Origin of the sequence: Microcoleus sp. B4-C1 (assembly GCF_036705285.1) — a bacterium.
In the GTDB taxonomy this organism is placed as follows: domain Bacteria; phylum Cyanobacteriota; class Cyanobacteriia; order Cyanobacteriales; family Microcoleaceae; genus Microcoleus.
In genome coordinates this window covers 1-21,018 of record NZ_JAUBUC010000064.1, presented here as the reverse complement: position 1 = coordinate 21,018, position 21,018 = coordinate 1, and the positions used below count along the sequence as shown (strand labels likewise).

General features: G+C 44.8%; 19 protein-coding genes. 8 read left to right on the top strand and 11 right to left on the bottom strand.

Annotation, left to right across the window (positions count from 1 at the left end; genetic code table 11):
• Positions 1–2: 2 nt before the first annotated feature.
• From QUB26_RS22625 to QUB26_RS22600, 6 genes are all read right to left on the bottom strand, one after another.
• A complete protein-coding gene (locus QUB26_RS22625; protein WP_333240191.1) occupies positions 3–1,694 on the bottom strand; it encodes an AAA family ATPase in 1,692 nt (563 codons plus the stop codon).
• A 17-nt stretch (positions 1,695–1,711) separates the two neighbouring features.
• Positions 1,712–2,854, bottom strand: a complete 1,143-nt coding sequence (locus QUB26_RS22620; RefSeq protein ID WP_333240193.1) for a DNA cytosine methyltransferase — start codon at positions 2,852–2,854, stop codon at positions 1,712–1,714.
• 96 nt (positions 2,855–2,950) lie between these two features.
• Entirely contained in the window at positions 2,951–3,721 is a 771-nt protein-coding gene (locus tag QUB26_RS22615; protein ID WP_333240195.1) for a Uma2 family endonuclease, read from the bottom strand.
• Positions 3,722–3,993: 272 nt separating this feature from the next.
• Positions 3,994–5,271, bottom strand: a complete 1,278-nt coding sequence (gene hisS, locus QUB26_RS22610) for a histidine--tRNA ligase (protein WP_333240197.1) — start codon at positions 5,269–5,271, stop codon at positions 3,994–3,996.
• Between the two features lie 123 nt (positions 5,272–5,394).
• Complete coding sequence (locus QUB26_RS22605) at positions 5,395–5,676, bottom strand: hypothetical protein (RefSeq protein ID WP_333083165.1); 282 nt, start codon at positions 5,674–5,676, stop codon at positions 5,395–5,397.
• A gap of 34 nt (positions 5,677–5,710) precedes the next feature.
• Positions 5,711–5,986, bottom strand: coding sequence for a photosynthetic electron transport-dependent transcriptional regulator PedR (locus tag QUB26_RS22600; RefSeq protein WP_006633901.1), 276 nt, complete (start codon positions 5,984–5,986; stop codon positions 5,711–5,713).
• 444 nt (positions 5,987–6,430) lie between these two features.
• On the opposite strand from QUB26_RS22600, the gene QUB26_RS22595 reads away from it, so the two are divergent.
• Positions 6,431–7,408 carry a carbohydrate kinase gene (locus QUB26_RS22595; RefSeq protein ID WP_333240199.1) on the top strand — a complete coding sequence of 326 codons (978 nt, stop codon included), beginning with the start codon at positions 6,431–6,433 and terminating at the stop codon, positions 7,406–7,408.
• Between the two features lie 336 nt (positions 7,409–7,744).
• Here QUB26_RS22595 and QUB26_RS22590 read toward each other — a convergent pair whose 3' ends face one another.
• From QUB26_RS22590 to QUB26_RS22580, 3 genes are all read right to left on the bottom strand, one after another.
• On the bottom strand, positions 7,745–8,236 hold the full coding sequence (locus QUB26_RS22590; protein WP_333240201.1) for a gluconokinase: 492 nt from the start codon (positions 8,234–8,236) through the stop codon (positions 7,745–7,747).
• Between the two features lie 139 nt (positions 8,237–8,375).
• The gene (gene aqpZ / locus QUB26_RS22585) at positions 8,376–9,074 is read right to left on the bottom strand and encodes an aquaporin Z (protein WP_333240203.1); all 699 of its coding nucleotides are present in this window, start codon (positions 9,072–9,074) and stop codon (positions 8,376–8,378) included.
• Positions 9,075–9,408: 334 nt separating this feature from the next.
• On the bottom strand, positions 9,409–10,167 hold the full coding sequence (locus QUB26_RS22580) for a DNA-binding protein (protein WP_333240205.1): 759 nt from the start codon (positions 10,165–10,167) through the stop codon (positions 9,409–9,411).
• Between the two features lie 626 nt (positions 10,168–10,793).
• Between QUB26_RS22580 and QUB26_RS22575 the strand changes: the two genes are divergently transcribed.
• Both QUB26_RS22575 and QUB26_RS22570 read left to right on the top strand, forming a co-directional pair.
• Positions 10,794–11,093 carry a type II toxin-antitoxin system HigB family toxin gene (locus tag QUB26_RS22575; protein ID WP_333240207.1) on the top strand — a complete coding sequence of 100 codons (300 nt, stop codon included), beginning with the start codon at positions 10,794–10,796 and terminating at the stop codon, positions 11,091–11,093.
• On the top strand, positions 11,077–11,475 hold the full coding sequence (locus QUB26_RS22570) for a transcriptional regulator (RefSeq protein WP_333154684.1): 399 nt from the start codon (positions 11,077–11,079) through the stop codon (positions 11,473–11,475). The genes QUB26_RS22575 and QUB26_RS22570 overlap by 17 nt, the downstream gene beginning before the upstream one ends.
• 214 nt (positions 11,476–11,689) lie before the next feature.
• On the opposite strand, the gene QUB26_RS22565 is transcribed toward QUB26_RS22570, so the two are convergent.
• Entirely contained in the window at positions 11,690–13,012 is a 1,323-nt protein-coding gene (locus tag QUB26_RS22565; RefSeq protein ID WP_333240209.1) for a 3-isopropylmalate dehydratase large subunit, read from the bottom strand.
• 628 nt (positions 13,013–13,640) lie between these two features.
• On the opposite strand from QUB26_RS22565, the gene QUB26_RS22560 reads away from it, so the two are divergent.
• Both QUB26_RS22560 and QUB26_RS22555 read left to right on the top strand, forming a co-directional pair.
• The gene (locus QUB26_RS22560; protein ID WP_333240211.1) at positions 13,641–14,921 is read left to right on the top strand and encodes a S8 family serine peptidase; all 1,281 of its coding nucleotides are present in this window, start codon (positions 13,641–13,643) and stop codon (positions 14,919–14,921) included.
• A gap of 99 nt (positions 14,922–15,020) precedes the next feature.
• Positions 15,021–15,248, top strand: a complete 228-nt coding sequence (locus QUB26_RS22555; protein ID WP_333240213.1) for a hypothetical protein — start codon at positions 15,021–15,023, stop codon at positions 15,246–15,248.
• A gap of 9 nt (positions 15,249–15,257) precedes the next feature.
• Here the strand turns inward: QUB26_RS22555 and sfsA are convergent, their stop codons facing one another.
• Entirely contained in the window at positions 15,258–15,992 is a 735-nt protein-coding gene (gene sfsA, locus QUB26_RS22550) for a DNA/RNA nuclease SfsA (RefSeq protein WP_333319824.1), read from the bottom strand.
• 414 nt (positions 15,993–16,406) lie between these two features.
• Here sfsA and murJ point away from each other — a divergent pair, with 414 nt between their 5' ends.
• From murJ to QUB26_RS22535, 3 genes are all read left to right on the top strand, one after another.
• Positions 16,407–18,020 (top strand): murein biosynthesis integral membrane protein MurJ, encoded by a 1,614-nt coding sequence (gene murJ / locus QUB26_RS22545; protein WP_333319822.1) that lies wholly within the window; start codon positions 16,407–16,409, stop codon positions 18,018–18,020.
• A 664-nt stretch (positions 18,021–18,684) separates the two neighbouring features.
• The gene (locus QUB26_RS22540) at positions 18,685–18,828 is read left to right on the top strand and encodes a hypothetical protein (protein WP_333205302.1); all 144 of its coding nucleotides are present in this window, start codon (positions 18,685–18,687) and stop codon (positions 18,826–18,828) included.
• Positions 18,829–19,131: 303 nt separating this feature from the next.
• Positions 19,132–21,018, top strand: a 1,887-nt coding sequence (locus QUB26_RS22535; protein WP_333319820.1) for a DUF4347 domain-containing protein, incomplete at its 3' end; no start/stop codon positions are given.

Sequence of the window (21,018 nt, the reverse complement as noted above, 5' to 3'; positions counted from 1 at the left end):
CTTTACTCTACCTCGGTGCTCACAATCCATCGCGGCCAGAAGCGATCGTGTTCTGGTAAAACTCCCAGGAGTTCCTGATGAATTTGCTCCTTAGTTCTGAGGTATTCAGGAAAAGTTTCCATGCTTTCTCCTCGCATGAAAGTATACGCAGCCTCAATCGCTATTTCTGCTTCGCGGGAACGAGCCTGTTTTAACCCAAAAATATCTGAAGTTAGCCAGCCAACAGCATCTCCTTGTTTTGCCCAAGGAACTTCATTAAGAGTTACATCTTTACCTTGTAACTCAAACAAAAATAACTTATCTTGCTCCTCATCAAAATCAGGCTCAATTGAGGCAAGGACAAGAGGAGAGTGAGTCGTAGCTATTAGCTGAATTTTCATTTCATTCTTAAGACCTTTAGCTACTTCTAATATCGCAGGAAGAATCGATCGTTGCCAAGCTGGATGTAAGTGAGCTTCAACCTCGTCTATTAAACAGATTATTTTATCAATAGGTTCTTGCTGCCGCAACTTAGATGCTTGCGTATGTTCATACCAAGTCCACATTAGTAAGTAAGCAAGTCCTAAAATTCGTTTTATTCCTGCTGATGTGTAGATAATAGGCACATTTCCATAAGGGAAATCCAGGGTAGGAATATCACGAGTATCTTCTACAGAAACCCGTGTTGGCAGCCCCGGTTCCATCCATTCATCTGCATGGGGAGAAAGTTGTCGAATCACAGAAGAAAATATTTCAAATTTAGAGATATCTGCCTGTCGCTGCCAATTCACCCAATCGTGAATTAAACCATTACATAGAACTTTATTATCGGCTCTTAACCCATTCCAAAGATGATCGGAAGTAAAGTGATAAATACTCGAGTGTTGACGAGCCGGGTCAAGAACTGAAAATCCACCATCAACACGGACATAAACGATTAAGCTTCTTAACAAGGGAGGCCTTCGCAGATTCAGCCATTTCTGATCTGAAAGACTAAAAAGGCTACGATATTCCTCAGAATCTCTCTGATGACTCAACACAGAGGTAATTTCTGGTGTTTTTCCCTCTACCTGTTGAGGCCAAGCAGGTTGATCAACCCAGTTTCCCGTTAGTACCCACCAAGCAACATCTAGCAAAAAAGTTTTACCAAGACCATTGTCTCCAGTAAATAAGTTGAGTCTTTCGGCGAAGTAAACATCAAATTGGGGAGCTGTTCCCACCCATTTTAGGTGAATTTCTTTCAGCATTTTATAGTGAATAGAAACATCAAACTCTAGGTAGTATTCAGAATCCGATAGTTTATATAAACGGATATAGTCTCTCCCATAGGTTTGAAGTGTCTGACTTGTAACAGGTTCAAACTGTTTCAGAGCACCACTTTTTTCTAGCTTGCCTTTAATCCAACGTCCTAAAATTTTTAAATCATATTTCGATCTAAAGTTTTTATAATTTGCTCCTTGAGTTTGGCAATCAAATGTTAAACCATCATCTGTATGAACGATAAAATCACCTTTTGGGTAAATAGGATCACTTATTGTTTTTGCATCCACAATAAGTTCAACTTCGTACCAATCTCTTGGGATAAGTTTACCAGTAGATTTATTCTCGCGCCCTTTGCCAAAAAAAGTATTGAGATTTGATTGCTGCTGTCGATCAACTCTTGATAAAGATATGTCCACATAGGGCGTTGCGGGAGTTATGACAGGTAGGGACATTGAGTTACCTCACTTCACTAAAAAGTAAATGTTAATTGTAATTGCTGTTCTGAAGCCTCTAATTCTGCGTGTTCTAATCGTTCCTTAATTGACATCATTTGCAACTTGTGATTTAACGTGTATAAATCTACTTTCGGATAATCCCCTTTAAATAGCGGAATCAGAGATTCAACAACGTCAACTATTCCATCTGGCGGAACTGCATTGCCAATTTGTCTTCTTACTTCAGTAATAGAACCTTCAAAAACAAAATTATCGGGAAATGTTTGCAACCTAGCTCTTTCACGATTTGTCAATGAACGCGGTTCGGGATAATGATATCCCCAAGTACCGCCACCACCACCAGCAATAATTGTAGCACAGGGTTTATCTGGATGAATTCGCCGATAAACGTGACTGATCATGCCTTTTACATAATATGGACTATCCTTGGGAATATCAGTAAAATTCCCTCCTGGTTTAATTCGACTCAAAATTTCAATGGTTCGAGGCTGAATTTTCTGATGTTCCTGATTATGTTCCACTTTTTCCACATTTTTGAGTGCTTCACCTGCCGTTCGATAGGGATATTTACGATTTTGTCCGTATTCTGGCTGAGGATGCACAAAGTTAAATCCTGTATCCATCCGAATGCCAACTAATAACACTCTTTGCCGAAATTGCGGAACTCCGTAATCAGCAAAGTTGTAGAGTTTGGGCTTGACTAAGTAGCCCGGAGCGATACTTTCAAAGTCAGAAATTATTTGTTTTATTGCTTGATAATTATTTGCACTTAATAAGCCTTTGACATTTTCTGCTACAAAAGCTTTGGGCTGTTTTTTATTGACAAAATCGAGAAAGTATGTATATAGATTGCCTCTGGTTCCTTCAAGTCCGGGGCGTTTCCAAATCATGGAAAAGTCTTGACAAGGAAACCCTCCTATACATATTTCTGCTTCGGGAACTTGTGCAATGTCTATATTTTCTATGCTGTCGTTGACGATGACATCAGCAATGTTTCTGCTGAAAGTTTTGCAGGCGTATTTATTGGAGTCGATCGCCCAAACTACTTCAAATCCGGCTTTGTGGAATGGCAAGTCCATACCGCCACAACCGGAAAATAATGAAATCAGTTGGGGTTTTTTTTTCCAGGCGATCGGCTTGAGACGTTCGAGTAACATATTAGTTCGCAGTAGGACAAGGGCTGGCTGAATGCTAGCACCACAAGATACTAATTATATCAAAATATAGTCTAACTCGACTCATCAATTGATATTTCACTCTTCATCATCTAACTCGATCCCCGCTTGACGCAGTTTTTCGGCCAATTTTTCAGCGCGGAGGCGTTGGCGATCGCCCCGCTGGCGTTCTTGTTCTACTCTTTCTTCCGACCAAAGCAACAACTCGCCTTCTGCATTCCACCACCTCAACCAACAGCCTGTCCTTCCTTCGTGTGTTCCTTCCCAAATACCTAAAAATAGGTTTAATCCCGGTATCCAATAACGTCCGTTTTCATCAGGTTTTTGCAAGTTGTAACGCTCTGATTCTAAAGCGTAAACTTCTAAATGAGCTGTTTTTGCTCGGAATATGACGTATCGGGGGACTTTGATTACTTGCTCGTAAAAAAACCACTTTCCCACCCGCGAGGTAAACTCTACAGAGTATTCTTCTCCATAGGTTTCTGAAAGAAATTCCATCACGATTGGGGGGATGGTTCCTTCTGTGTGTGGCGTGTAACTACGGCGGACTTGCGAGACATTTTTTGGATTGACGGGTTTCACGTACATCCAATCTGGTGCTTTGCAGATAATACGCTGTTCGTCGCTGCTTGAACCTGGGAAACTTATGCCGGCACACAAGGCAAAGTTGGAAACAATTAAGGCATCCTGCATTAATTCAGGAAATCCTGTTAGCGGCTGGCGCAAAGCGGCGGCTAATAAGGGTTGGCTTTCGTCTTCCACGGGGTCGTCTGGTAGTTGGAAATCTTCTGGTAGTAGCGGCCAGGTGATTGTGAGTTTTGTTTCATAATTTTTAGTTGCTACAGACATAGTTTATCAGAGGTTAAATGTTTTAATGTTTAAATTATATCTCTTGGTTTTTGGGATTAATGTTAATGGCTTAATGACGAGGCAGAGCCTCTGGATATGCCTTACCGGGCAGAGCCAATTAGTAACGACTTAAGCCGACAGTCCGCCAGGGGTTGAAACCCCTGGCTAATAGCTAAAGTCCTCTGAAGAGGACTGAGAAGAAGACTGTTAAAATAATTAGTCCTCTTCAGAGGACTTTAGCTTTGAGGCAGGGAATTCATTCCCTGCCGGACTTAATATGCAGCTATAATCTTCTGCTGTAGCTCGTTTGTCATTGCTAGTAGTTCCGATTGGGCGATCGCACTTTGTTCACCACTCGCCAACCACTTCAATTGTACCGTCTCGTTTTCAGCTTCCGCATCTCCCAAAACTAAACACGCAACTGCACCGCTTCTGTCGGCTCTTTTAAACTGTTTCCCGAAAGCACTACCGCTCAAATCTATCTCGACACTAAACCCGGCACTTCGCAATTTTTGAGCTAACAATACGGATTGCTGTTCTGCTTTATCGCCCCTGGATACCAAATAGAAATCTAACTTCGGCGCGGGCAAAGGTTGCAACTTTTGCAGCAGGATAATCAACCTTTCGATACCCATTGCCCAACCGACTGCCGCCGTATCTGGGCCGCCCAATTCCTTTACTAAACCGTCGTAGCGGCCGCCTCCGCAAACTGTTGCTTGCGCTCCCAAATCGTCGGAGATAATTTCAAATGCGGTGTAAGTATAGTAATCTAAACCGCGCACTAATCGGGGATTTAACTGATAGCTAATTCCTAAATTTGTGAGCATTTGCTGCACTTGCTCGAAGTGATCTCGCGATTCCTCTCCCAAATATTCCAAAATACTCGGCGCACCAGCTACAATTTCTTGAGTCCGCTGATTTTTGCTGTCCAAAATCCGCAGCGGGTTTCGAGTCAAGCGGTCTTGAGAATCGGCGTCTAATTCGTCTTTGTGCGGTGTAAAATAATCTATTAATGCTTGCCGATAATTTTGTCTGTCTTGCTTATTTCCGACAGAATTAATATCGAGGCGCAAATTTTTTAAACCGAGTGTTTGCAGGATATCACAGGCGATCGCAATTACTTCGACATCCGCACGAGGATTCGCACTCCCCAAGACTTCCACGCCAATTTGATTAAACTGCCGCTGTCTTCCTTCTTGCGCGCGTTCGTAGCGAAACATCGGCCCCGCATACCACAGGCGCTGCACGTCTCCCGCTGCGTACAAACTGTTTTGAATAAAAGCTCGGACTACTCCGGCGGTGCCTTCTGGACGCAAAGTTGTCGATCGATCGCCCTTATCCTTAAAAGTGTACATTTCTTTGCCCACGACATCGGTAGCTTCTCCGATGCCGCGTTCAAATAAAGATGTCTGTTCAAATATCGGCGTCCGAATTTCCCGATAAGCCGCTTTTTTTAAAATGGTTCTAGCGACTTCTTCTATATTTTGCCAATATTGAATTTCAGCGGGCAAAATATCCCGCGTTCCCGGTAAAGTTTTAATTGCACTCATTTTGTTAGTCAGTAGTCAGTAGTTAGTAGTCATTAATCATTAGTTATTAATCATTAGTTATTAGTTAACCGTCAACAGTCAACAGTCAACAGTCAACAGTCAACAGCTAACAATTCCCAATAACTAATGACTTAATAATTCCCAGGCTCCGTAACGATCGCCATAATAAGCCAAAATGCGATCGACCCGCTCGCGACCTGCCAAATCGAACCCTTCAGGATACTGTATCCACAAACCCCCAACTTGGCTGTCGTAGTAATCAAACCGCTGCGACTGCTGCGGAATTAAACCGGTTTGCACCCCTTCAACTTGACGCAAATGGGTCGCCACTTCGCGATACACCGCCAGCGGCAATCCAGGGCTTTGAATTTGATAGCGGAGTTGTTTTTCTTGTGCCGTTTGCATCATTTCTTTGCCTGTTCCCAACCAGAACCCCTACTTAAGATACTTCTTTATCGATCGGCCGCGGTAGAGGACAGCAGTTAATATTGTCCAAACATACCTTTCCCCACTGCAAAGCCCAGCGTACAAGCGTAACTCGATTGTCAGCCCGCGTCTTGTTCAAGATATTGCTAATGTGGTTGTCAACTGTACGCTTGCTAATCTCTAACTTTTCGGCGATTTTCTCATTAGTCAATCCCGCTGCTACTAACTCTACCACTTGCAATTCTCTGTCCGAAAGGGTGACAGGGGTCCCAGAGACAATCCCACTCATAAATTTTTCCTATGTCTGCATATTTACCTATCTACAATTCTAAAGGATGAGGGATCGAGTATGAAGAGAAAATTAAATTTGCTGTGCTACTTTTTCGGGCCCGAAGCACCAACTCGCCTGCAGAATCGCCAAGAGTGCAAACCCAGCGCTGACACAGCATGACGCGCACCGACTTGCACTGCTGGCACCCTTCCGGTGGCGGGTGAGCCCTTTACCTGCGCGCATCTGACATCCGGGCCAAACCCGCAGATGTTTTCAGGTAAAACAACTGATACGCCCGCACTGCACTTGTGCGTTGAGCGAGTAACTGCCAGTATCAATAAGTCTGGTATTATAGGAGCAGCTATTAAAAAATAGCTTGCAATTTTTCTGGGATGGGTTAAAAATAATTATTGGCCTGTCTACTGCTGGTCTAAAATCTAAAATCTAAAATCTAAAATAGATATGACTTATCCTCGCGTTTTGTGTCTGGGTGAAGTTTTATTTGATTGTTTAGCAGACAAACCAGGAGTATCTCTCGAAGAGGTAGAATCTTGGACGGCATATCCCGGCGGTGCTCCTGCTAATGTTGCCTGTGCTTTGGTTAAATTAGGGACGGCGGCGGGATTTATCGGTGCTGTAGGTGGGGATGAATTGGGGAATTCCCTAGTGCAGGTATTGCAAGAAGTAGGGGTTGATATTGCTGGATTGCAGCGACATCCAAGTGCGCCGACGCGGCAAGTTTATGTCTTGCGGAATGAAGCGGGCGATCGATCTTTTGCCGGTTTTGGCGAATTGGATACGGCCGATTTTGCAGACACGCGCCTCCTCGCTGCACAACTACCCGAAGTGCTGTTTGAAAATGCCGAATATTTAGTGTTAGGTACTTTAGAATTAGCTTATCCTGAAAGTCGAGAGGCGATCGCCCGATCGATCGAACTAGCAGAACACTACGACGTTAAAATTATACTTGACATCAATTGGCGTCCCGTGTTTTGGCCAAATCCAGACGAAGCAAAAGCGCGCATTAGAAAAACATTAAAAAAAGTTGATTTTGTCAAGTTATCTGAGGAAGAAGCCGAATGGTTGTTTGACACTACCGATGCTGGAGCTATTACCTACCGTCTCGATTCCGTAGAAGGCGTTTTGGTGACAGCAGGCGAGAAAGGTTGCGCTTATTGTATCTCGGAAAATGAAGGAAAAATCCCCGCATTTACAGTAGATGTTGAGGATACAACAGGTGCAGGCGACGCATTTCTGGCTGGTTTTGTGCGACAGTTGTGCAAGCATGGAATTAAGAATTTAGCCGACCCCAAAATAGCCAAAACAATTGTAACTTATGCCAGTGCGGTAGGTGCGATGACAGCGATGAAACCGGGGGCAATTATATCTCAACCTACTGCGGCTGAAGTAGAAGCTTTCTTATATTTGTACAAAAATTAGGGCCGCCAACCTATCAGTCTGGAAACGGAAAGGGGGCTAATTTTGGTTCATAAACTCGGTTGCTAGGAAAAAAATACTGTTATACTAAATCCGAGTTAAAAACCCTCGCTAAGACTCGCCGTTTGAAATAGCTACTATACAAATTATTGCCCTAGTTAAGAGGGACTAAGAAATAAACTGGTATTTAAGCTCGATTTAGTATTATAGGTTTTATTGGGGGCAATTAACCGCACATCATATCATGTCCGATCGATTACCCTGATTCCTGTAGGGGCGGGTTCACCAATAATATTTGCCAAAAACGGACAATCTCAAAAACCCGCCCCGGCAATGGTATTATGGGCGATCGATCGGACATGATATAATTTGGCGCACGATTAACTCTAGTGGCTGCGAAGCATCTATGATAATTGCATCTTCAGGTTCTTCGAGACTGTCTAACTGGCTTAACAGCAAGTCTGCTTTCATGTAGTGGTTTTCGCGAGTTTTTAACCTGGTGGCTAATAGCTGAAAAGAACATTTTAGATAAACTATCTTCATCCGCTGTTGGTCTCGGTAGAGCATTTCGCGGTAAGATGTTTTTAAAGCAGAACAAGCCAAAACCACATTTTTATTTTCTAACAGCCACCTGTCTATTGTAGCTTGCAATTGTAATAGCCAAGGAAGGCGATCCGCATCTTCTAAAGGAATGCCCCGACTCATTTTCTCGATATTAGCTGATGGGTGAAAATCGTCGGCATCCCTGAAATCCCAATTGAGAGATTGCGCCAGCAACTTCCCAACAGTAGTTTTGCCAGAACCTGAGACTCCCATCACGATCGTAATCATGGCACCTATTTACCGAATACTTGCAATATACTTGCAATTTTATCAAGTTGTGCGATCGACAAACCGGGTTTCTTAAGTTGCCGGATGAATTCTACCACCCTAAAAAATTCAATAAACCCGGTTTATTTATGATTTTCGCTCAAATTTCTTCCAGAGTGGGTTTAATGAAATTATAAGCCAAAACGCCGATAATTCCACCCATCACAGGGAATACAATAAACGCCCATAACTGTTGGATTGCCCATCCGCCTTGAAAAAGTGCGACACCGATACTTCTAGCTGGGTTAACTGAAGTATTGGTTATGGGAATTCCGACTAAATGAATCAACACCAGCATCAAGCCGATGGGAATTCCGCCCAAACCGACGGGATATTTGGGATGGGTAGTACCCATGATGGTAAATAACAGAAAAGCAGTTAGTACAATTTCCGTCAAAGCTGCTGCCAAAAGTCCGTAACCCGTGGGAGAATGTTCTGCAAAACCATTAGACGCAAATCCCGAAGCCGCCGCATCAAAACCCGGTTTTCCTGATGCTATCAAGTACAAAACCAGACCGCCTAAAATTCCCCCTACAATCTGACCGCCTATATAATAAGGAAGCAAAACAGCATCGATCAGTTTGGCAACTACTAAACCGATGCTTACCGCCGGATTAATGTGGCATCCAGAGATAGGGCCGATCGTATAAACCATGATTAAGAGGGATAGACCAAAGGCGATCGAAACTCCCAAAAAGCCGATTTTATCTCCAGCTAAAACCGCACTGCCACATCCACCTAATACCAACACAAAAGTACCAAAAGCTTCAGCAACCCCAATCTTTATTTTTTTGTTCATACTCACAATTATCTCAATTTTCTAATCGGTTAATTTTACACCCATACGAGTTCTAAATATAAAAATTAGAACTCGGATTTGTTTCACTTAGCGCAACAATACTAATCAAAATCATTAGCAATGTGTAGCTCTAATTTTCAGAAATTGTATGGACTTAACTGAGAATGCGAAATTAGGAATCGATAAATTAGCTCAAACATACTCTATTATGTAAAAAATGTCAAGATTAAGCTAATTATTTGTATAAATTGTGCAATCTTCTGTATTCAATTCACAACAATTAACTTGGCTTCTTCCCTAATTCTGCGATCGTAATTTTACTTATTGTTGCTGATTATCCGATCGCACTTGCAGCTAAAACATCATTGCTAATCGGCTGGTACATCCGACTTTGGAAGGGGCGAAAGTCTCGCCAATCGGCAGTCATCTTGCATAGCAAGCGGAACTGTAGCGGCGTTGGGGGTTGATTGACGCGATCGACTTGTACGCAAACCAATTCTGGATGCTGCAAAATAATTTCAAAAATATCATCCACAAGATAGCGCTGACAATAGCCGACAATCCAGTGATCTTTAGTACACAGAAGCAGACGGGAAGCGCGCGGATTTTTAAATTCGTGGGCTAAATACAAAAGTTCGCCCACTTGAAGCCGATTAATCCGTTCAATTGCCGACTTTGAAAGGTATCGCAGTCCATCTGCAAAAAAATGGATACAGTAACGTCCATTTTCATCTGGTTCGGGACAAGGGAACACCTCAAATTTATCAGTTGCCCGTTTGCCTCCGCTGCGCGCCAATAAAGCAATTGGGTCATGTTCATGTTCAGGGATATTCAACCACTGTACAAATTCAGGGTACTCAGGGCGCGATCGGGCCATCACTCGATTAGAAAACAACGAAAACAGTTTCTGTGAAGTGTAAACATTATGGAAATCCGGGAAAGATGGCAAGGGTTGAAACCCGCACTTAAGTTTAGCTTCTAGAACACCATTTGTATAATTGAACTGGTATTCTTTACCGTTAAATATCAATCGACCAATCGGAAACCAAGAACCGCTGTCCGGGCTTTGCCAAGCCAAAAATAGTGTTTTCAAAGTAAATCTCCTGTCAATTCAAGTAGGGTGCACAGTGCGTACTGCACAAACACAACTCACCTACGCAGCTTAAAAAATGTTTACCCGATCGACCCTTGACACTTACCTCTCAAAATGAGAGTATGAGTATACAAGCAGGACTTATACCAAATCCGAGTTTACCACCCCTGTTATAAATATTCCGTCAATCGATTTTCGATTTTCGATTTTCGATTTTCGATTTTCGATTGACTTGCGCGAGATAAATGCGGGGGCTTGAGGATTTTCGATTTTCGATTTTGGATTGATTCCACGGATAAATCACGTGGCGGGTACCACCTTTGAAATTCCTGGTCAATAAAGGGGATGCCTAACCCGGATTTGGTATTACCCTGCATAACCGAACTTTGAGATCACCTGTAGAGTTCTGGTGGACAGCGATCGCTCTATATAGCAATCCTAAATCATTTGTGAATTTCTTACTCCCCTTACCAAGGGGAGGGTTGGGGTGGGGTAAAAAGTTTACGACTCTTGCAAGGATTGCTATAGATAAAATCTGTGAGTAAGTCCTGTATAAAGTGATTGAATAAGCCACGTTATGGAAGCGAAAGAGATGCAATACAAAACCACTAAAAAGCTAAAAACAAATGCACCTAATTTCGCTCCGCAACCTCCGTAATAATGCTGCCAAGTACCCGGATGTCAAAAACCAAATTGAGATTTGGAAACAAACTGTCAACAAAGCGGAATGGCATAATTTGGAGGATGTTCGCAAAATTTATCGGGATGCCGAAGCAGTAGGAAACTTTACCGTCTTTAATATCAAAGGCAACGACTATCGCCTGATTGTTGGGATTAACTATGAGAACCAAACTGTTTTCTACAAATATTTCCTAACCCACTCTGACTACGACCAAGAAAAATGGAAAAATGACCCTAACTTTTGACCGAACGACTTACAGCAACTTGCTCGCAGAAATTGCTCCCAAGGCGATCGAAACTGAGGAAGAATACGATCGCCTCCTGGCAGTTGCAGAAAGGCTAACATTTGCTAAAAACCTCACTCCAGAGGAGAAAGTTTTATACAAGTTGTTAGTCACTTTGATAGAAGTTTACGAGACAGAAAACTATCCGATAGACAAATCCGAACCTCATGAGATTTTGCAACATATCATGGAATCCAGCGGCACCCGCCAAGCAGACTTGGTAGGTATCATTGGATCTAGCGGCGTAGTATCTGAAGTTGTGAATGGCAAGCGATCAATTAGCAAAGCACAAGCTAAGGCACTCGGCGATTATTTTCAAATCTCACCTAGCTTGTTCATTTAATTTAAGATAAATCGATCGGTTACAATCTCATTCCATGTCTTGTAGGGGCGGGTTCACCAATAGTATTTGCCTAGAATCGACAATACAATAAACCCGCCCCCGCCCAGATCGAAACTAATCGATCGAACATAATATAAGGTGCGTCATATCCCAAACCATCGATAAATTATAGAGTGAAAGTCTGACGCACCCTACAACTGGTAGAAAGCAACTTCTAACACAGGAATTCGCGTGGATCTGTGACGTGCCCAGTCAGCGCCGAAGCCGCGGCCGTGTAAGGCGAAGCTAGATAAACTTGCGCTTCTTTATTCCCCATGCGGCCGGGGAAATTCCGGTTAGTTGTAGATACACAAATTTCTGGTTCATTCATCCGCCCAAAAGTATCTTTCGGGCCGCCCAAACAAGCGGCGCAAGAAGGCGCTGCGGGTTCGATGCAGCCGGCAGCTAAGAAGATTTCCGAAAGCGTTTGACCATCGTATTTTGTGACAAACAAATCTTCGTAAACTTTCTGAGTTGCTGGTACTAAATACGTCGGAACTTTGACTTGATTTCCTTTGAGAATGCGGGCGGCATTTAGAAAGTCGGAGGTTTTGCCGCCGGTGCAGGAACCGATGTAAACTCGATCGATCTTGACATCGCGACAGTTGCGCGCTAAGTCGCGGTTGTCGGGAGAGTGCGGTTTGGCGACGACTGGTTCTAATTGGGTGACATCGTAGGTGCGATCGCTATAAAATTTAGCATCCCCATCGCTGTAAAATGAATCGAAGGGTTTGTCAGTCCGAGAAGTAACGTAATCAAACGTAGTTTTGTCGGGCGCAACCGTGCCGTTTTTACCGCCAGCTTCAATCACCATATTGCACAGCGTCATCCGTTCTTCCATCGTCAAACGCTCAACTGTATCGCCGGCAAATTCCATCGTCCGGTAGTTAGCACCCGCAACGCTAATATCACCAATAATCTGCAAAATTAGGTCTTTTGCTAACAAATAATCCGGCAGTTCACCGTTGAACACAAAGCGCATGGTTGCGGGAACTTTGATTAACAGTTTGCCGGTTCCCATGATAAAAGCCGCGTCTGTATTGCCGATACCGGTGGCGAATTGTCCGAAAGCGCCGGCATTACAGGTGTGGGAATCGGTGCCGAACAGCACTTCCCCTGGTCTGGTGTGGCCTTCTTGTGCTAGGGCGATGTGGCAAACTCCTTTGTAGTCGGGATTTGCTTTGAAGTCCGATCGATCCGTGATGTCGTAAAAGTATTTTATCCCTTGTTCTTTCGCAAAATCGCGGAGAATATCGACGTTACGGTTAGCGCGTTCGTCGTTGGTGAAAATGTAGTGGTCGGGAATGAGGACGATTTTGTCTGGGTTCCAGACTTTAGCATTCTCACCGAATTCGCGTTTGAAAACGCCGATAGTGCCGGGGCCGCAGACATCGTGGGTCATCAACACGTCTGTTTCTACCCAAATATTTTCTCCGGGCTCGACTTTAGTGCGGCCCGATGCTTTGGCTAAGATTTTTTCGGTCAGGGTCATTCCCATAGTGCGATCGCTCTTTTTTATTTGATGCTACATAGTGTATTGTAAGCGAAACATCGCCTGATGTTGACAGGTAATTTATCAACTAAACATTTTCTTCAATCTTAAATCTCAAATCTCAAGTCGATTGACTGTCACTTTCTTTTTCGCCGATCGCCAATCTCTACAATAGCCTCTACTTCGATTAACACAAAAATAAAATTTATGCAAGTCCCTCGATTATGCGACTGGTAACTAACAGCTAGCCACTGTTATTATACGACTTATGCAAAGACTGTACTTGTATGGTGCGCCGAAGAGCACCATACAAGTACACATAGTGTCAAAATAGAAGGAATGCAGCGTAAGTCCTACCAATGAGAATTTCGCAGCAATTAGATTAAGTCAGTTTTGTCACTTGCCCTTGCAAGCTTAGATTTGGAAAATGAAACAGCCTTGGGATTAAAGAACTCTCTTTTGCAAATAAACGCATTATCCAAAGCTAATTGAATTAACAAAAAAAAACCGGGTTTCATCAGGAGCAAGACAGCTTAATTTCGACAACTCAACCTGAAGAGAAATCAATGTCATAAAAGCTGTCAGAGATTTCTCATCCCAGTCAAACCGTCAAATACTCAATAAGAGGTATTTTATGTCTCAACAACCTAGTTTTCCCATCCCAGAAACTGCCCAAGCCGATGCAACAACAGGGCGTTACATTATTACTTTCGGCGAAGATGCAGTGACAGAAGGATTAGACCTCTTGAGCGACCAAACTGGTATCAGAGGACTGGCAAATGCTTCCGATTTCGCGGACTCTGCTCTAGACTTGAGCCAAATTGAAGCTGCAGGGGGAGCGGTGTTTCCTACTCTCGGCGTTGCCGTTGTTTCCTTAGACGAAGAGGCTTTCAGCAGCGTCATGACATCAGCGGGAGAGGATTCGGCTATTCTGGCGATCGAACCAGAGCGCACTTTCTACGCCATTGGCGATGGGTTGTCGGCAGATTACCTGCGGGGCTATCGCGATGCGGTGGATAACCTGTACGACAAAGCCACTAATACAGAGGTAGCAGAAATCCAGAAACCACGATGTTTTGCTGATGATAGCAAGTCTACTTGGGGTTTGAAGGCAACGAAGGTGATGAATTCTCTGCTGACTGGTAGCGGAATGAAAGTTGCGGTGCTGGATACGGGGATGGATTTATTGCATCCTGACTTCGCGGGCCGATCGATCGTATCGCAGTCCTTCGTGCCTGGGGAGGACGTACAAGATGTCAACAGTCATGGCACGCACTGCATTGGGACAGCGTGCGGGTTCAAGGATCAGAACGGCCGGCGGTACGGGATCGCTTACGAATCGACCATTTATGTCGGTAAAGTGTTGAGCAATGCCGGTAGTGGCGCTAGTGGCTGGATTCTCGCCGGGATGGAATGGGCGATCGCCAATGGGTGTCAAGTGATCTCGATGTCATTAGGAAACCCCACTCGAACACCGTCTACTGCTTACGAAACTGTCGGCCGCCGATCGCTGCAAAATGGGTGTCTGATCGTGGCAGCCGCCGGAAATAACGGACGAACCGGAGGAAGCGTCGGACAACCAGCCAATAGCCAGTCGATTATGGCTGTTGCAGCGATCGATAACTGCGAGGCAGTGGCTGACTTCTCGGCTAAATCTGGCATATTTCCAGGGGCTAAAGTCGATATCGCCGCTCCGGGAGTGGAAATATACTCATCAGTGCCTATGGAGCAAGGGCGTTATGCTGCTTACAATGGCACTAGCATGGCTACACCGCACGTGGCTGGGCTCGCGGCCCTGTATGCCGAATCGACTGGTAAACGAGGTGCTGAACTTTGGCAATTGCTGACTTCCTATGCTATGGCGCTACCCTTGCCAAATACTCGTGTCGGAAGCGGTTTAGTACAAGCTCCGTAATGCAGAATACCCAAATCCCCGCAGCACTTTAAGCCTGCGGGGATCTAACAGAAGACAATTTACAATAGCGCAATGGATTTGCTCCAAAGGATGCTAAATATGTCTGACGACCAAGTACAGCGCATCATAGTGAGTGTTGACGACCAAAACATATCGGTAATTCAATCGGTTGTCACTGCCTTAGAATCGGCGGGAATGAAAGTGGATGAGGTACTGCCTGTGATTGGTATCGTTATTGGAGAAGTTTCTCAATCGAAGCTAGAAGGACTAAAGAGCGTACCGGGCGTGGCTAGTGTCGAGATCGATCGAGAAATGCAGGCAATTTAAATAAATCAATCATTTAGGGGTTGGTAGATCCAGTTTTGCTAACCCCAAATAGCGAATGCCTTCCGGTGTCACATCAAACCGACAAGGCAAAACTTCGACACCTTCACTAATCGCCTGTCTGAACAATTCTCCGTAAAGGCGATCGGCACTATCCCCCGGAGCAAAATCCGTACAATCTCCGCGATTAATAAAATACAGCATTACAGCCCTCGAACCCTGCCGCACCACTTCTATCAATTCTCTCAAATGTTTCTGTCCCCTCTCCGTCACTGTATCGGGAAATAGAGCCAACTCCTCTTTTACCCAAGTTGTATTTTTCACTTCCAGAAAAATCGGTTTTTCCTCACCAGTTAGCCAAAAATCCACTCTACTTTTTTTATCAGTGCCGTAAACAACCTCCGGTTGAATTAAACTGTAATTGCCCAACTCTGGAAACAATTTCAATTCCAAAGCTAATTTAACTACTCGATTTGGCAGCCCAGTATTAACTCCCACCCAAGTTGGCACAGTGTCGCAAACTTTAATTAATTCCCAAGTATAAGCTAACTTGCGTTTAGGATTGTCGCTGGGAGATACTAGGACTGGATTGCCCGGAATGTAAACACCAGTCATCGGGCCAGTATTCGGACAGTGCGCCGTGATTATTTCTCCCGAATCTAGTTCGATTTCGGCAAAAAATCGCTTGTAACGTTTGATGAGAATGCCGGGTAAAAGAGGAGGATATTTGTAAATTAAGTCAGTCATTCGATTTTAGATTTTAGATTTTAGATTTTAGATTTTAAATTCTCGATTTTAGATTTTACCTATAACCGAATACCTGGCTCGGAACTTTTTAAATAAGTCTGGGAGCTAACACAATCGATCATAAGTTATCAACTATATGTTATTTATCTGCTTTGAGCAACTCATTTATTTCATAATTTTTAAATGGTAGATTTTAGATTGTAGATTTTAGATTGACGCATCATAGCACGAAATGGCGGTTTGTAGTTAGCACGAATAGCCCCGATCGATTATTGAATTTCCGCAAGTCAGTAATATCGATAAAATTGGTATCAGCGCTATTCCCCCTAGAAGTTTTATGAGTTCATGATATGATTCTCCCGATTCGCGATTAAAATAAGTGAATCCTTTTAGCACTAGCGTTTGTAACCATTTGTGTCCCAATTACAGAAGCCATCTCGTTCCCTCGCAGGGATTGCCGGCATTGTCGCAGTCGCCACTCTAATTAGCAAAGTCTTTGGATTGGTGCGCCAAATTGCGATCGCCGCAGCCTTTGGAGTCGGTGTCGCCGTCGATGCCTACAACTACGCCTACGTCATCCCTGGTTTCTTATTTATTTTGCTGGGAGGGATTAACGGGCCATTTCACAGCGCCATAGTCAGTGTTTTAGCCCGCCGGGATAAAAAAGAAGCAGCACCCTTAGTCGAGACTATCACCACCTTAGTCGGGGGCTTGTTGCTGTTGGTGACGATCGCTTTAATTATTTTTGCAGATCCGCTGATCGATTTGGTGGCACCGGGATTAAATAGAACAGCCGAAGGTTTACAAATTAAAGCAATTGCCGTCCAGCAATTTCGGATTATGGCACCGATGGCATTACTTTCAGGCTTAATTGGAATTGGTTTCGGCACTCTCAACGCTGCCGATATGTACTGGTTGCCTTCGATTAGCCCTTTATTTTCCAGCGTTGCACTTGTCGGCGGTTTGGGGATTCTCGCACTGCAAATCGGAAACAAAATTATTCAGCCAGAATTCGCACTAATTGGCGGCTTAGTGTTAGCTTGGGGAACTTTAGCGGGCGCAGTTTTGCAGTGGTTGGTGCAACTAGCGGCACAGTGGCGCGCCGGCTTGGGAACATTGCGCTTGCGGTTTAATTTTAAACGGCCGGGAGTGCAAGAAGTAATTAAGGTGATGCTTCCTGCTACCTTATCATCAGGAATGCTGCAAATTAATGTTTATACTGACCTATTTTTCGCATCCTACATCCCTCAAGCTGCCTCTGCGATGGGTTACAGTGGCTTGTTAGTTATGACGCCTTTAGGCATCATTTCTAATGTAATTTTAGTGCCATTTCTCCCCATATTTTCTCGCCTCACCGATCCCAGAGATTGGCCGGAATTAAAAGCTCGAATTCGTCAATCTTTAATTTTGACGGCCCTTACGATGCTGCCGCTGAGCGCTTTAATGGTAACACTTGCCGGGCCGATCGTCCGCGTGGTTTACGAACGCTATGCTTTCGATCGATCGGCCTCGGAGTTTGTCACGCCGATATTGATGGCTTACAGTATTGGAATGTTTGTGTATTTGGGACGCGACGTTTTGGTACGGGTATTTTACGCTTTGGGAGACGGAGAAACGCCTTTTCGCATCAGTATTATCAATATCTTTTTAAACGGTCTTTTGGATTATTTGTTAGTAGGAGCCTTTGGCGCGCCCGGATTAGTTTTGGCGACGGTGGGAGTGAATCTTGTTTCGATGATTATGCTTTTGTACTTATTAGATAAAAAGCTGGGCGGCCTGCCTTGGGGGGAGTGGAGTTTGCCTTTTCTGGGGTTAACTTCTGGCAGTTGTCTAACTGCTTTCGTTACCTTGGCTACTCTGCAAGCGTGTCAAAGAGTTTTGGGTACTGAAGGTTTGGTAATTCAATTAGTGCAGTTGAGTGTGGCAAGTTTTGTAGGGTTAGGGCTTTTTGCCCTGTTTGTCAGTCAAATGAAGTTGCCGGAAGTTGATATGTTTGTCGATCGCATTCGGGGCCGTTTTCGCAAATAAATATCCGAAATTGGAGACTGATTTAGGGAATTGAGACAAAGTGCGATCGCCCTTAAGTACACAAAATACCAAAAAGGGCGATCGTCCTTAAATCCACATCAACACTCATCCGCGTCCATCTGCGTACATCCGCCGACATCTGCGGTCAAAAATTCCAGAGTAATTAACAAGGGCGATGTCTAGATTCTCAAGATATCGTCAAACTTTATGCTGTCTGGCAAAATAGCCAATAAAATTCCGCTAAAAAAAATAATCCCTCATACCCACAGCCTCTCTTGGATATCTAAATTATCTCCTCATGGCAAAGATCCGACTTTTCCGACTTTAAGATCCGACTTTTCCGACTTTACAGAGGCAGGGGCCCGAAGCAACGATAGAGATAGGGAAAGCCAACCCACGATCTCTAGATTGTAAAGATATCGTAAACCTGGATGTTGTGTTGCCAAGTGTTAAATAAAAATATGGTATAAAAAATATGTCTTTAGTATGATATATTAAATTTGCATCTATGCTATCTACATTCATTCCCACGCGAAGCCAGTGAAAGCCCACTTCGTATCAGGACTACCCCGCTCAGGCTCTACTTTACTGGCTGCACTACTACGACAAAATCCCCGGTTTTACAGCGCTATGACTTCCCCTGTTGGGGGCGCCAGTCGATCGAATGCTGTCAGCCGTGACCCAAAACAATCAGTGTTCCGTGTTTATTTCCCCTGAACTCAAACCGACGCTGATTATGAGTATCTTTTCGGCTGACTACCAGCCACAAGCTGAAAAAGAAGCGATCGGGGACACCAATCGCCTGTGATGCAGCAAACTGTCATTAATCCTGGCACTATTTCCCGAAGCCAAAGTGATGTTCTGTATCACAAACATCGCTTGAATTATGGACTGTATCGAGCTACTAATTCGCGGTAACGCCTTGGATGTTTCCAGGTTATTTAATCCTCCAGCGGAACGGGCTAACAATTTTACCGCCCGATTTATTTAAGCAATAGAACTAATCAATTCTTCAGTCCTCATAGGGAGCACTTAAGATTTGAGGCGGGGGTTTCAACCCCGGCCAGACTTGGATGTAAACAATATATAGATATCAAGGATGTCAGGAATTATGAACCTACCAATCGCGAACAAGCAAATTATTTTCGTTGACTCCTCTGTACAAGATTATCAAAGCCTGATCCAAGGCATCGATCCCGCTCAAATTGTGATTTTAAATGAAAATTCCAGCGCGATCGACCAAATTACTAAAGCCTTGGCAGATCAAAAAGATATTGAAGCAGTTCATATAGTTTCTCACGGCAGCGAAGGCAGTTTAAAACTCGGTGCAGACGTACTCAATGACAATAACCTAGAAAATTTTAGCGCTCAGATAAAACAGTGGGGAAGTGCGCTGACAGCAAATGGGGATATTCTACTTTATGGATGCGATGTAGCAGCCGGAGAAGTTGGAGAAAACTTCGTAAAGCGCCTGAGTCAAATCACAGGGGCGGATGTGGCAGCATCTACCAACAAGACCGGTAATGCAGCATTAGGTGGCGACTGGGCTTTGGAGGTAAACACCGGCAACATTGAGACTCCCATAGCTTTTCAGACACAAGGATCACAGAAGTATGACGGGGTACTTGCCACCTTTACCGTGACGAACACCAACGACAGTGGGGCGGGGTCGTTGCGCGAGGCGATCGCCCAAGCCAACACCCAGACGGGTGCAGACACCATTGTTTTCGATCCCAGTGTATTTAACACCTCCCAAACCATCCGCCTCAATTCGCAACTAATCGTCGATGACAGTGTGAGCATTCAGGGGACTGGGCTGAACCTCGTAAAGATAAGTGGGGATGCCAATAATAATGGCATTAATGACAACGGTGATGTGCGCCTGTTCTTTGTTAACCAAGGCACAGTGAGTTTTAGCAACCTCACCCTGCATGGCGGACGCGGCAATGGTGGCAATGGTGCTGCTGGCGGTGGTGGTGGACTAGGGGCTGGTGGTGCATTATTTATCAATGGCAACGGAACTTCACTGCCCGCTCAAGTAACCATCAATAATGTTACCTTTACCCAGAACCAGGCAGTAGGCGGTCAAGGAGGCGCTTCTAATGGTTTGGGTGGTGGTGGCGGCTTCGGCGGAGCCGGTGGCTCAGGTGGCTACCAACCTGGTGGTGGGGGTGGTGGCGGCGGATTTAGTGACATTGGGACTAATGGCACCACTGGTGGGGGTACCGGTGGTGGCAGTAGCTTCTTTGGTAACACCGGCGGCACGGGCGGCACAACCAGCAATAGTGGAGTTGCTAGCAACGGAGGGTTCGGTGGGGGTGGCGGCGGTGGCCTCAGTGCTGTCAATGCTAATGGTACCAACGGCGGTCAAGGAGGTGACTTTGGTGGCGGCGGTGCCGGTGGTGCTAGCCAGTTTAGCGGTGTATCGGGTCAAGGCGGTTCTGGAGGATTCGGTGGGGGTGGTGGTAATGCGGGCGTTGCTGCTAACGGTTCTACCTACGGCCTTGGTGGTAATGGTGGCTTTGGTGGTGGTGGTGGTAGCGGGAATACCGGCGGTGGCTTAGGAGGCAGTTTCGGCGGCAATGGTTACGACGCTGGCGGTGGCGGCGGAGCTGGATTAGGCGGAGCCATTTTCCTTCGCAATGGTTCTCTGGTGCTAACGAATGCCACGTTTAATAACAACAGCGCCACTGGAGGTGCGGGCGGATTTAGCGCTCAGCCCGGTCAGGGTAAAAGCGGTGCTATTTTCGTGAACGCTGGTGCAACCGTAACAGCATCAGGAGTGACCTACAGTAGTAATTCTGCCACAAATGCCAGTACCACTGCTACTGATAATAGTAATACCTATGGAACGATTACCGTAGCTGACACCACAGCGCCGACAGCCGCCAGTTTCACCCCTGCAGACAACGCCACTAATATTGCAGTTGCTGCTGATTTAGTCGTCACCTTGAGTGAAGCCGTACAAAAAGGCATCGGCAATATTGTCATCAAGAAA